At 70.3% G+C, this 12920-nt stretch carries 8 protein-coding genes; 5 read left to right on the forward strand and 3 right to left on the reverse strand.

Annotation, left to right across the window (positions count from 1 at the left end):
- The first annotated feature begins 346 nt into the window (after window positions 1-346).
- A complete protein-coding gene (locus ACTWPT_RS42495) occupies window positions 347-3205 on the forward strand; it encodes a BTAD domain-containing putative transcriptional regulator (protein ID WP_443183211.1) in 2859 nt (952 codons plus the stop codon).
- A 421-nt stretch (window positions 3206-3626) separates the two neighbouring features.
- Entirely contained in the window at window positions 3627-4583 is a 957-nt protein-coding gene (locus tag ACTWPT_RS42500) for a cyclase family protein (protein ID WP_443183212.1), read from the forward strand.
- Window positions 4584-5469: 886 nt separating this feature from the next.
- Here ACTWPT_RS42500 and ACTWPT_RS42505 read toward each other — a convergent pair.
- The gene (locus ACTWPT_RS42505) at window positions 5470-6225 is read right to left on the reverse strand and encodes a hypothetical protein (RefSeq protein ID WP_443183213.1); all 756 of its coding nucleotides are present in this window, start codon (window positions 6223-6225) and stop codon (window positions 5470-5472) included.
- Between the two features lie 214 nt (window positions 6226-6439).
- On the reverse strand, window positions 6440-7933 hold the full coding sequence (locus tag ACTWPT_RS42510) for a PucR family transcriptional regulator (RefSeq protein WP_443183214.1): 1494 nt from the start codon (window positions 7931-7933) through the stop codon (window positions 6440-6442).
- Window positions 7934-8028: 95 nt separating this feature from the next.
- Here ACTWPT_RS42510 and ACTWPT_RS42515 point away from each other — a divergent pair, with 95 nt between their 5' ends.
- From ACTWPT_RS42515 to ACTWPT_RS42525, 3 genes are all read left to right on the forward strand, one after another.
- Window positions 8029-10191, forward strand: coding sequence for a xanthine dehydrogenase family protein molybdopterin-binding subunit (locus ACTWPT_RS42515; RefSeq protein ID WP_443183215.1), 2163 nt, complete (start codon window positions 8029-8031; stop codon window positions 10189-10191).
- Window positions 10192-10217: 26 nt separating this feature from the next.
- Entirely contained in the window at window positions 10218-10451 is a 234-nt protein-coding gene (locus ACTWPT_RS42520) for an EF-hand domain-containing protein (protein WP_443183216.1), read from the forward strand.
- Between the two features lie 146 nt (window positions 10452-10597).
- The gene (locus ACTWPT_RS42525; protein ID WP_443183217.1) at window positions 10598-11977 is read left to right on the forward strand and encodes an NCS2 family permease; all 1380 of its coding nucleotides are present in this window, start codon (window positions 10598-10600) and stop codon (window positions 11975-11977) included.
- Here ACTWPT_RS42525 and ACTWPT_RS42530 read toward each other — a convergent pair.
- Window positions 11974-12906, reverse strand: coding sequence for an excalibur calcium-binding domain-containing protein (locus ACTWPT_RS42530; RefSeq protein WP_443183218.1), 933 nt, complete (start codon window positions 12904-12906; stop codon window positions 11974-11976). The genes ACTWPT_RS42525 and ACTWPT_RS42530 overlap by 4 nt on opposite strands.
- Window positions 12907-12920: the final 14 nt, after the last annotated feature.

The following is a 12920-nucleotide window of genomic DNA, read 5'->3' on the forward strand; positions in this document are numbered from 1 at the left end:
CGCCCTGGTTACCGCGATCATGTTCGCGATAACCGTTGGAGGTAATGTTACGGCGGCAAGTGCCGAAACGTCTGCCCCAATCTCAGCGGCGGGGGATGTCTACTGCTGTTGAGACGGCCCCGGCAAGAGGGGGCGCATCCGCCCGCCCTGGCTCGACACCGCACCGCGCCGCGGGCAGCGCTACCTCATGTGCCCTCTCTTCCGGGATTCCCTCGCCCGGCGTTGAGGACAGCTTAGCGACCGGCTCCTATATTCGATCTACATCGTCTCGCCCCTCTTCACGGGATCCCGAAAAGGATTACGCTGCCTTCTTGACACGGGATTGGGGGCGACGACGGAGGCTGGCATGCGCGAAGGGATCTTCATTCGCCTGCTGGGAGCGGTGAGCGCCACGCGCGACTCCCAACCGATCGACCTCGGTCCGGCCAGGCAGCGGGCCGTGCTCGCTATTCTCGCCTCCACCGCCGCCCGTCCCGTCCCGATGAACCGGGTGGTCGCCGGAATCTGGGGTGAGAGGGCCCCGCGCAACGCCGAGCAGAGCGTCTACACCTACATCGCCGGGCTGCGCCGCGCCTTCGAGCCTGGCCGTGGGCACCGCGAGCCGTCGCGGCTGCTGGCCGGGACGTCCGCCGGCTACATCTTGTGCCTGGAGCCCGCGCAGGTGGACGCGTTGTTGTTCGCCGAGCGCGTGGGCGCGGCCCAGCGGGCGCGGCATGACGGTGACGAACGCGGGGCTCTGAACCTGCTCGACCAATCACTCACGATGTGGCAGGGCACCGCGCTGAGCGGGCTGCCCGGGCCGTTTGCGGACGCGGAGCGCGCCCGTCTGGAGGACCTGCGGCTGGCCGCAGCCGAGCGGCGCGCGGACGCCTTGCTACGGCTGGAGCGCCCACACGAGGTCGCTGAGGAGCTGCGGGATCTCACCCGTCGCCATCCCTTGCGCGAGCCGGCGCGGGAGCTGCTCATGACAGCTTTGTTCCGTTCGGGCCGCCGGGCGGAGGCACTGGAAGTGTACGAGGAGGGGAGGGTCCTGCTCGCCGAGGAGCTGGGCATCTCGCCAGGCGAGGGATTACGCAGATGCCACGAGATGGTGCTGCGTGCCGACACGTCGCCGTCCGGCGCCCCTGCGACGCCGAGCCCCGCCTCCGGGAGTCCTGAAGCGAGCACGCCCGTGCCGCATCAGCTGCCCCGCCCGCTGACGGAGTTCGTCGGCAGGGTACGAGAGACCGTACGGCTGAAGGAGCGGCTGGCGCCGTGGGACGAGAGCCCGCCCGGCCCTCTGGTGATCATCTCCGGACCGCCGGGCGTCGGCAAGTCGGCCCTGGCAGCCCAGGTCGCCCACCTGGCCAAGCACCGCTTCCCCGACGGCCAGCTCTACGTGAGCTGCCGGGGCGCCACGCCGGAGCTGCCCGCGCTCACTGCGCTGGACGTGCTCAGCCGGTTCCTGCGGGGGCTCGGCGTACCGGCGCAGTCGGTCCCCGGGGACCTCGACGAGGCAGCCGCCATGTGGCGCACCCGCCTGCACGACCGGCGGGTGCTGGCGCTCCTGGACGATGCCGCGGACCTGGGCCAGATCCGGCCGCTGCTGGCGGTGCCGTTCGGCAGCGCACTGCTGGTGACCAGCCGCGAGAGCATGTCCTGGGGCGAGGACGCCTACCAGCTCGAGCTCGGCCGGATGTCCCAGGCTGAGGCGGCCCCGATGCTGGCCCAGCTGGCCGGCGCGGGACGGGTCGCGGCCGACGCGGGCGAGACGGCGCGGCTGGTAAGCCTGTGCGAGGGGCTGCCACTGGCCCTGCGCATCGCCGGGGCGCGCCTGGCGAGCCGCCCGGACTGGAGCGTGGCGGCGCTGACGGCGCGACTGAGCGACGAGCGGCGTCGCCTGCATGAGCTCTCCGCAGGCGATCTGGCCGTACGCTCCAGCCTGTCCGCCAGCCACACCGCGCTCGAACGCGGCCCGCGCGCGGTGGACAGTCTGGCCGCGTACACCTTGGCGCTGCTCGGCCGGCTGCACGTGCCGGAGATGACCGCGGAGGCTGTGGGCGCGCTGCTCGCGGTCCCCGCTCCGGAGGCGGAGGCGGCGCTGGAGCGGCTGGTGGACGCGCACCTGCTCGACCGCGCCGGGCCCACCCGTTACCAGCTGCACGACCTCGTCCGTCTTTTCGCCGGCGAGCTGCGGCCGGTCGGCGCCCGTGAGGCGCTGATCCGCGCGCTGTCGTACTACGCAGCCTCCGCGCGGCAGGCCAGTCACGTCAGCAACCCGCACCGTACGCAGCTGGCGAGCCCTGTCGACGCGGTCCCGCACGCGGTAGGCACTCCCGAGGAGGCGAGGGCCTGGCTGTACGAGGAGGAGACGGTCCTGTTCACCGCGGCCGTCCAGGCACTCAACTCCGCCAACGACACGATCGCCAGGCTCGGCGTCAACCTCACATTCGGCCTCTTCTGGCACCAAGAGCGCGCCCACCGCATGACGGAGGTCAACCAGCTCAACACCCTTGCCCTGCGGGTGAGCGAGCGGCTCGGCGATGAGGCGAGCGCCCAGCGCGCGCACGGCCACATCGCCAACTCGTTGCGCATGATGGGACGCACCGAGGAGGCCGTCGCACACCGCCAAGCGGAGCTGGTGCTCGCCAGGCGGCTCGGCGACAGGTTCGGCGAAATGTGCATATTGGGCAATCTCGCCAGCACCTACAACTCGGGCGATCGCCACGAGGAGGCCCTCCCCTGGGCCGAGCGCCAGCTGGAGCTTGCCAGACGCATCGGCGCACAGGTGGGCGTGCGGTACGCGCTGATGGTCATGGGGACCGCCTACGTGGGCGCGGGGCGGCCGGAGGAAGCGCTCGAACCGCTGCACAAGGCCCTGGCCGATGCCGAGGCAGTAGGAGACATCAGCTACGCGGCACAGATTCGCATCACGCTCGGCGAGGCCTACCTCGCCATGGACGACCCGGAGCAGGCCCTGCCGCATCTCCTCACGGGCCGCGACCTGATCACGACGGACGGCTACCGGATCGGGCTGCTGCGCTGCCTGGTCGCGCTGTCGAGGACCTACCGGATGCTGGATGACCTCGACCAAGCTCTGGCAGTGCTGCACGAGGCCTCGGCCGCGGGCGGCGGGCTCGGGCACGCCCGCTGGGAGCGGCGGCTCAGGAACGAGCAAGCCGCCGTGCACGAAGCGCGCGGCTCGGCGCCTGTGCACGGGGTGTGATCACAGCTCGGGGCGGCGGCCCAGTGTCCCTGAGGGCCGGGAAGAAGTCGACCTGGTCGGCCATGGTAGTTGGGACCAGCCGAGTGGCCACCAAGCGACTCAGTGCGCCCAACACGCGTCCGGCCCTCATCGAGGAATTGGCCGAAAAAATGATCAGGCCGAATCACGCCGTGGATTCATGCTCAGTGCCAGGACCGCCGTCCTGTGCACAGGTGCCATCCAGAAACCAGCGGAGCACCATGACGGCCTGAACGGGTGGTGAGATCGCCGAGGCGGATGGGGATTGACATGGGCCTCGCCGGGGGTTGGATCGAGTTGCTCACACCGTCTCTCCGGCCCCGGCGAGGTCATATCAAAGGAGAGGGCGGGATACCCTGCCTGCGGTGCCTCGAACCACGTGACCGGAGGAGTCGATGCTGGGATGACGGCAGGGCGACCGATGCCCACACAGGACGACGTGCTCGGGTACTTCAACACGCTGTCGAACTGGGGACGGTGGGGCGACGACGACGAGCTCGGCACTCTGAACCACATCACCGACGACGTCCGGCTGGCGGCGGCACGGGCCGTGCGCCACGGCAGGAGCGTGTCGTGCGCATGGGAGGTTGCCGTACCGGAAGACATGGAGCGGTCGACGACGACGTGCCCGTGCGCCGCCGACATGCCGGGTGCCGAGGACATGCCGGTGCCCGGATTCCACAACGACCGGCGCTGGGGCTTTTCGTCCGAGCGGCTCGGCATCACGTTCCACGGCAACACCCTCACCCACGTCGACTCGCCGTGCCACATCTTCTGGGACGGCACGATGTACAACGGGCGGTCACACTCGTTGGTCGACGCCGCAACGGGATCGGCGTGGGCGGCCGTCACGGCGGCGGCGAACGGGATCATCACGCGTGGTGTCCTGCTGGACATTGCCAGGGTCCGCGATGTGCCGTGGTTGGAACCGGGGCAGGGTGTGTTTCCCGACGATCTCGAGGAGGCCGAGCGTCGCCAGGGCGTGCGGGTGCGATCCGGCGATGCGGTACTCCTGCGGACCGGCTATGGCCGCGTCCGGCACGAGGCCGGTGCGGCCGGCGGCTTCACGCAGGCCGGCTGGCACGCGTCCTGCCTGCCGTGGCTGCATGAACGGGAGGTCGCACTGATCGGCGCTGACACCCCCCAGGACGTTCAGCCATCGGGGTACGACGACGTGTTGATGCCGGTTCACGCCGTGAGCCTCGTCGCGATGGGTCTGTGGATGCTCGACAACTGCGACCTGGAGGCGTGCGCGACGACGGCTGCCGAGCTCGGCCAGTGGGACTTCCACCTCGCAGTCGCGCCGGTCCGCTTCGCCGGTACGTCCGGCAGCCCGGTCAACCCGATCGCCACATTCTGACCGCGATTCACGAGGGGGGTGCGATGCCATGAAGGACCCGGCCCGCACCTGGAACGCGGTCGCGGTCGGTGAGGACACGCCGTGCTGGTCGGGAACCAGGCGGCACGAGCGCCTCAAGGCGGGGTGTTGCAGCGTGCGATAGCCGCCGGCCGGACTGACGTTGGATCCGCCGTCTGGCCGCCCGCCCCGATCAGGACCGAGCGGCTCGTGCTGCGCGAGTCGCAGGCTCGGATCGTGTGGCGTTCGTCGAGCTGTTCGACTCGTCGGAGGCGGGTGCCTATGTCGGTGGTGCTCGGCCGCGTGAGGAGAGCCGATAGTCGTTAAGTACTCAGACCGCGAACGGCCGCTCGATGCGTCTCGCGGCGAAGATGGCCTTCACCGAGGTGGGGATGTTCGAGGAGTACTTCGCATCCCGAAACTACGGGACTGGAGACGGAGGCGGACCAACGAACGGACCGACGAGCGCAAGCACGCAGAGGTCGTTCCTATCGCCCAACGTGCCCCACGCCTAGCTCAGCTCGGCCAGACCTGCACCAGCCTGCCCCACCTTGAGTTCCTCGAACTGTAATACGTAGACGATCTTCACGTGACACCTGCGGGCCGCATCGTGGTGATCAAGTGGCGCCCCACATGTCGATCTCGGACCGTGGAGAGTTGCGACCCCGCCGTCGGCGCCGTCGACGGTCTCGGCCATCTGCCAGGCCATCGTCGGCGAGTACGACGCCTGGTGCCGCCGCGCGACCTTTCCATGTGGAGCTGGACTGCCTGTTCCTGGACGCCTCGCACCTCAGACCGCGCCGAGCCCTGGCCTGATGTGGCACTACCGCTTCAGCATTGCCCCCGGGAACGTCGACGGCCTACTGTGCGCTACTCCCCCACCACGCTCCTAGGTTCGGGGTTCCGACCCCGAACCATCGTCAAAAAGGTCGTCGATGTGCGTGGCTTCGAGAGCGCGCCGCAGCCAGACCTCCAGGAGGGCAAGGTCGGTGCACGTGGTGATCTGCTGGTGCCGGTCGAGGGGAACGTCGATGCCGCGGAAGCGGAGAACGGCCAGCACAGAGGCCGCCTCCCCTGCGGCGCGGCCTCTGTGCTCGCCTTCTTCCAGGCCTGCTGCCTGGCCCTTGCGGTACAGGCTCTGGGCCCAGGGGCTGTGCTCGGGGATGTAGGTCGTCACGGTTTCCTCCAGAAGCCGGCGGGCCTGCGGCGCAGCCATATCGATAGTGTAACCAAACAGCGACGCCGCGTCGTCGTCTGGCAAGTCGGTGAGCAGCTTGATGAATGCCTCGGCGACCTCCGGCAGGTGACCGTGCGCCATCACCGACAGCGCCGCCGTCAGCAGGTCCGCGGCCATCTGCTTCGCGTCGGTCAGGACGGGGATGCGGTCGGGCCCGACGATCACTGGCTGCATGATGATGGTCAGGCAGCCGCTGTGGATCTCCACTGGCTCGGTGAAGCGCGCCGCGCCGGGATCGGGCGTGATGAAGATGACGTAGACCGGTTTCCGGGTCTCCAGCCGCAGCATTTCGGCTGCCTCGACGGTCTGCCGCAACTTCTGCTCCGACATTTCGGTCTCGACCTCGACGATGGTGGAAAACCATCGGTCCTGGGGCGGGCCGCCGAACACGACGGTGTCGGCATGCATCTCCCTGGAGATGCGGTCCCGCAGGTCTCCCGGCCCCACCCACAACGGGGCGTCGGTCGGCAATGCGATCCCGCCGACTTCGCGCAGCAGCGGATGGGCAGGTCGAGATGGTCGCGGATAAGCCGGTTGAGGGCGTCGTGCCGGGGGGAGGGCATGCACGCAACGTTATTATCCGGTCACGCATCAGTATGTCTTTCGGCGATCTGTAATGCGGTTACCGTGGCAGACCCGTGTCCCTGAGGGCCAGGAAGAAGTCCACGCGGTCGGCCATTGTGGACAGGTTCCTGCCGGTGAGCTCCTCGATTCTGCGGATGCGGTAGCGGACGGTGTTGACGTGCACGTGGAGCTGCTCGGCGCAGGCGTTCCATGATCCGGCGCAGTCGAGGAAGACGCCGAGTGTGCGCACCAGCTCGGACTGGTGTCTGCGGTCGTAGTCGAGCAGCGGCGACAGCAGCCGGGCCGCGAACGAGCGGCGCACATCGCCCGGCACCGTGGCCAGCAGCAGCGCGTGCGTGTAGATCTCGTCGCTGGTCACCACGCCGCCGGCGCGGGCCTCGGCCAGCCGCCGGGCGTGGCCGGCCTCCTCCACGCCGCCCTTGATCGCGGCGGCCCCGGTGAGCGCGCCGCTCAGCCCGGCGCAGACGCGGGTGTCCGGCAGTACGGCCAGCACCTCGGCCCCGGCGCGGAGCCGGTCAGCCAGCTCGGCCGTGGTGCGCCCGCGCAGCGGCACCACGGCGACCGCGCCGTCGGCGCCGGCCGCCGCCACGACCTCGCGGCCGAGCAGCTCCTCCACGATCTGGCCGCCGAGTGTGGCGGGGTCGGGTCCGCGGGTGGCGCCCGGTCGGGGCGCGGTGGCGTTCACGATCGCGTACGGCTCCGCCGCGTCGATCCCGCACGTGCGCAGCCTGGCGTTGAGCTCGGCCACGTCGGCGTCGGCGAGCGCGGCCACGATGAGCTGCTCGGCCAGGCGGCGCTCGACCCTGCGACCCTCCTCCATGCGGCTGCGTTCGAGCCCGACGCAGGCGGCCAGCTCGTAGCCGAGGTCGGCGCGGCCGATCAGGTCGCCGTCGCAGGCCAGGATCCAGCCGGCGGCCCGGTGCCCGCGCCCGACCGCGAAGATCGTGTTGCCGCCGACGAGAGCCGGCAGCCGCGGCGCCGTCAGGTACGCCCTGGCCAGCCCCACGGGATCCTGGACCGAGCCGACGATCATCCCGCCGGCCGCGGACAGGACGGCGCCGGTGACGTCCAGCTCGGCGGCGGTCAGCTCGAACAGCTCGCGCAGGTCGGCGCCCTCGGCGATGGCCGCGACCAGCCTGCGGTGGCGCCCGAGCGCGTCACGTACGTCGCCGGACAGCCGGGGCACGACCAGCTCGGTCAGCGTGCGGAAGGAGACCTCGGTCGGCACCTCGATCAGCGGGAGGTCGGCGGCCTGGCAGGCGGCCACCAGGTCGTCGGGCACGTGGCCCAGCCAGGCCGCGCCCGCGCCCAGTGCGGCGACCCCGGCCTCGGCCAGCGCGGCCACGAACCGGTCCGAGTCCTCCGGCGTGTGCCGCCACATGAGCCCGGTCAGCACCAGCTCCCCGCCCGACAGGTAGCGTCCCGGCTCGGGCAGGTCGGTGATGTGGACGGTGCTGAACTCGCGATCGGGGTCGCCGGCGAGCAGCGTCAGCCGGAGATCGTCGATGGCCAGCAGGTCACTGATACGCACTTGGAGGAATATACAAGCCGCATGTTACGTGCTTTGACCCGGATTTCACGTCGTGTGCATAGGACCGGGACGGGCGGCGGTGCTCTACTCGGAGAATGACGGAGACGGCGCACACGACCCGGCACGGCGTTGGCGAGAGCGCGCGGCGTCCTGACGCGGCGCTGAAGGTGAGCGGCGAGTTCGCCTTCGCCTCCGACCTGTGGATCGACGGCATGGCGTGGGGAGCTACGCTGCGCAACCCGCACCCGTCGGCGTGGATCCGCTCGATCGACGTGGGTCCCGCGCTGAAGATCGCGGGCGTGTTCACGGTGCTGACGCACGAGGACGTGCCGGGCGCGAAGTTCTACGGGCTGGAGCACAAGGACCAGCCGGTGCTGGCCATCGACCAGGTCCGCTACCAGGGCGAGCCGGTGGCGATCGTGGCGGCCGACCACCCGGAGACGGCCCGCAGGGCGGCCGCGGCGATCGTGGTCGAGTACGAGGTCCGCCAGGCCGTCACCGACCCCCGCGAGTCCCAGGAGATCGTGCGGTACCAGCCGGTGCGCGTGGGCGACACGTTCGAAGCCGACGTCGTGGTCACCGGCGAGTACGAGGTCGGCATGCAGGACCAGGCCTTCCTCGGCCCGGAGGCCGGGCTGGCGGTCCCGGCCGAGGACGGCGGCGTGGATCTGTACATCGCCACGCAGTGGCTGCACGTGGACCGCGACCAGCTCGCCCCCTGCCTCGGCCTGCCGCCGGAGAAGGTGCGCCTGACGCTGTCCGGTGTGGGCGGCGCGTTCGGCGCCCGCGAGGACCTGTCGATGCAGGTGCACGCCTGCATGCTGGCGCTGCGCCTGGACCGCCCGGTCAAGATGGTCTACGGCCGTGAGGAGTCGTTCTTCGGCCACGTGCACCGCCATCCGGCCAGGATGCGCTACGAGCACGGCGCCACCCGCGACGGCAGGCTGGTCTACGTCAAGGCCGACATCCTGCTGGACGGCGGCGCGTACTGCTCGTCCTCGCCGGCCGTGGTGGGCAACGCCGCGTCGCTGGGGGTGGGGCCGTACGAGGTGCCGAACGTGCACGTGGACGCCACCGGCGTCTACACCAACAACCCGCCGTGCGGCGCGATGCGCGGCTTCGGCGCGGTGCAGGCCTGTTACGCCTACGAGTCGCAGATGGACCGCCTGGCCGAGGTGTGCGGGCTGTCGCCGGTGGAGATCCGGGTGCGCAACGCCGTCTCGCAGGGCTCGCGGCTCATCACCGGCCAGGTGATCGACTCGCCGGCGCCGCTCGCCGAGATGCTGCGCGACCTGGAGTCCATGCCGCTGCCCGCCGGCGCCCAGGATCGGGACCTGCGCGGGCTGCCCGGCGGCGTCTCCCAGACCACGCACGGCGAGTCGGTGCGGCGCGGCATCGGGTACGGCGTCGGCATCAAGAACATCTGCTTCTCCGAGGGCTTCGACGACTACTCCACGGCCCGGGTGCGTGCCGAGCTGGTGGGCGGCGAGCCGCACGTCACCGTGTACACGGCCGCCGCCGAGGTGGGCCAGGGGCTGGTGACGATCCAGGCCCAGATCGCCCGGACCGAGCTGGGCGTCGACCACGTCACCGTGGCCACCGCCGACACCCAGGTCGGCTCGGCGGGCTCGTCGTCGGCGTCCCGGCAGTCGTACGTCACCGGTGGTGCGGTGAAGGCCGCCTGCGAGGCCGTGCGCGAGCGGTTCAAGGGGCTGCCTGCGCGGGAGGCGCTGGAGAGGTTCGGGCCGATCGAGGAGACCCGCGAGTACCGGCACCGGCCCACGTACCTGATGGATCGGAGCACCGGGCAAGGCGACTCGCACACGCAGCTGGCGCTGTGCGTGCACCGGGCCGTCGTGGACGTGGATGTCGAGCTCGGGCTGATCAAGGTGGTGGAGCTGGCGGCCGTGCAGGACGTGGGGCGGATACTGAACCCGCTGGCGCTGGAGGGGCAGATCCACGGCGGCACCGCGCAGGGCCTCGGGCTGGCGCTGATGGAGGAGATCCAGATGCGCGACGGGCAGGTGCTGAACCCGTCGTTCACCGACTACCTCATCCCCACCATCCTCGACATGCCGCCCATGCAGCTGAAAATCCTGGAAAATCCAGACCCGGCGGCGCCGTACGGGCTGCGCGGCGCCGGCGAGCCCCCGACGTTGTCCTCTACCCCGGCCATCGCCGCGGCGGTACGCGCGGCGACCGGGCTCCGGTTGACGCGTGTTCCGATAAGGCCGGAAGATATCGCCCTGTTGAGATAAGGGGTCTAACAAGGGGGAGGTATCCGATGGCAAGCGCACGTGAGGCGGCCGAGGCGGAATTTCGGCGCTTCGACGCCGACGGCGACGGTCTGCTGAGCGCGGCCGAGATCCGCCAGGCCAACGAGGCGCTGGGCGGGCAGGGCGCGTCCGAGAGCGAGATCGAGGCGTTCATCAAGTCCGCCGACCGCGACGGCGACGGCACGATCGGGCTCGAGGAGTTCGTCGGGCTCGTCGGCCACGGGCGGCACGAGAAAGCATGATCTAGTCCCCCGCCAGGTCCTCATGGAAAAGCTGCATCGACGGCCGCTACGGTCCTGACCGGACACGCCGGTTGGGGCGGCCTCTCAATGAGCAGGCTTTCTACTAGGCTGGCTCAGTCGACCCCCTGATCGTCTAGGGGGATGGCGTGCTCGACCGATTCTTCGAGCTGACCGGGCGGGGGACCACCGTCGGCCGCGAGGTGCGTGGCGGGATCACCACGTTCGTGGCCATGGCGTACATCATCCTGCTCAACCCCATCATCCTGGCCGGCGCCAAGGACGTCACGGGCGCCCGGCTGTCCATCTCCGAGCTGACCACCTCCACCGCGCTGGCCGCGGCCGTGACCACGCTGCTCATGGCCTTCATCGGCAACGCGCCCTTCGGCCTGGCCGCCGGGCTGGGACTGAACGCGGTCGTCGCCTACCAGGCCGCGCCGCACATGACGTGGGCCCAGGCCATGGGCCTGGTGGTGCTCGAAGGCCTGGTGATCATCGTGCTCGCCGTGACGGGCCTGCGCACACTGATCATGAATGCGATCCCGCTGGCGCTCAAGCACGCCATCAGCGTGGGCATCGGCCTGTTCATCGCCCTCATCGGGCTGGTCGACGCCGGCTTCGTGGCGTCGGGCGCGGCCACGCCCGTGCAGCTCGGCGCCACCGGGCACCTGACAGGCTGGCCGGTCGCGATGTTCTGCTTCGGCCTGCTCCTGATGATCGCCCTGTTCGCACGCCGCGTCCCTGGCGCCATCCTCATCAGCATCGTCGTGACCGCGGCCCTGTCCATCCTGGTGAACGCGCTGGCCACGATCGATCCCCGGTCGTGGGGCGTGGTCACGCCACGGGTGCCCGAGTCTCTGGTCGCGGCGCCGCAGTTCGGGCTGGTCGGCCAGTTCGATCTGTTCGGCGGGTTCGCCAGGGCGGGTGCGCTGACGGCGACGGTGGTGCTGTTCACGCTGGTGTTGTCCGGGTTCTTCGACGCGATGGGCACGATCATCGGCGTCAGCGACGAGGCCGGACTGGTGGACCAGCAGGGGCGCGTGCCGCGGCTGGGCCGGGTCCTGACCGTGGACGGCGTGGGCGGTGTCGTGGGCGGCATGGTGAGCTCTTCAGCGAACACCGTCTTCGTGGAATCGGCCGCCGGCGTCGGCGAGGGGGCGCGGACGGGCCTGGCCAGCGTGGCGACCGGGGCGCTGCTGGGGCTGACGCTGCTGTTCACGCCGCTGGCCGCGGTGGTGCCGGCCGCTGCGGCGGCGCCCGCGCTGGTGCTGGTCGGCGCCTTGATGATGATGCAGAGCAAGAACGTGCCGTGGGAGGACCTGGAGCTGGCCGTGCCGGCGTTCCTCACGATCGCGCTGATGCCGTTCACTTACTCGATCACCAACGGCGTGGGCGCCGGTGTGATCGTCTACACGCTCATCAAGGCGGTCAGGGGGAAGTTCGCCGAGATCCCGTGGTTGTTGTGGATCGTGTCGGCGATCTTCCTGGCGTACTTCGGGATCGACTGGCTTGAGCGACTCTTCGATTAGCGGATGTCCGCGGAATTGCAGGCCGTGCCGTTGTTGTCGACGTCGGGGTACCAGGCGTATTCCTCGTGCGTGCCCTTGTGGTAGGGGCCGTAGCCGGCCGCCACGGCCTCTTTGCAGGTGGCGTAGCGGCGGTCGGGTGTGCGGCCGCCGTTGGTCGCGGGATTCGTCACACCGGGGTTGGCCGGGTTCGTTCCCGTGGTGCCCGTGCTCCCCGTGGTGCCGGGGGTTCCGGTGGTGCCGGGGGTTCCCGTGGTGCCGGTCGTCCCGGTCGTGCCTGGGGGCGTGGCCGGTGGGCTGCTGCCGGGGGACTCGGTGGGCGCCGGGGTGCCGCTCGCCGCCGGGCCGAGCAGGCGGGCGGTCAGCGCGCGGGCCTCCTCCTCGGTGTACCCGGCGATGCTCATGCTGTCGCCGTCCATGGCCTGGGTGACGACGGGCGCGGCCAGCACGATCTTGGGCTGGTCGGGCTGCTCGGGCGCCAGCACGACCGCCACCTGCCGCTGTTCGACCAGCATCTCGTCGATGAGCTGGACCAGCCGGTCCTTGAACGCCGGCGCGATCGCGATGCGCACGGAGTATTGGCCGTCCTTCTCGCGTACCGGCTCTATCTGCTGGACCGAGCCCACCGTGACGCCGTCCTCCAGCAGGTAGCAGGCCTTCTGCTCCTCGTCCAGCACGGCCGGGTCGCCCGGGCACGGTGCGGGCTTGGTCTCCCTGACCGGGGCGAAGTGAATGGGCACGGGGAGGCGGTGCGGCGGCGTGCCACCTAACAGCGGCGTGTCGGGATTTTTCGTCATCAGGACAGCGACCGTGCCGGCCACGCCTGCGACGAGCACGACGAGGATCAGCGACACCATCAACACGATGGTGGTGAGTCTGCTGGCCTTCGGCTCCCCCGGGTCCGCGACTGGCGGCTCTTCCGGCTTGTCCATCGATGACGTTCCCA

This window comes from Nonomuraea sp. 3N208 (genome assembly GCF_052245935.1).
Classification (GTDB): Bacteria; Actinomycetota; Actinomycetes; order Streptosporangiales; family Streptosporangiaceae; genus Nonomuraea.

Excerpts from the sequence above, each read along its gene's own strand:
- ACTWPT_RS42515 (WP_443183215.1), top strand. The coding sequence starts at position 8,029 with ATGACGGAGACGGCGCACACGACCCGGCACGGCGTTGGCGAGAGCGCG.
- ACTWPT_RS42500 (WP_443183212.1), top strand. The coding sequence starts at position 3,627 with ATGACGGCAGGGCGACCGATGCCCACACAGGACGACGTGCTCGGGTAC.
- ACTWPT_RS42495 (WP_443183211.1), top strand. The coding sequence starts at position 347 with ATGCGCGAAGGGATCTTCATTCGCCTGCTGGGAGCGGTGAGCGCCACG.
- ACTWPT_RS42530 (WP_443183218.1), bottom strand. The coding sequence starts at position 12,906 with ATGGACAAGCCGGAAGAGCCGCCAGTCGCGGACCCGGGGGAGCCGAAG.
- ACTWPT_RS42505 (WP_443183213.1), bottom strand. The coding sequence starts at position 6,225 with ATGCATGCCGACACCGTCGTGTTCGGCGGCCCGCCCCAGGACCGATGG.
- ACTWPT_RS42520 (WP_443183216.1), top strand. The coding sequence starts at position 10,218 with ATGGCAAGCGCACGTGAGGCGGCCGAGGCGGAATTTCGGCGCTTCGAC.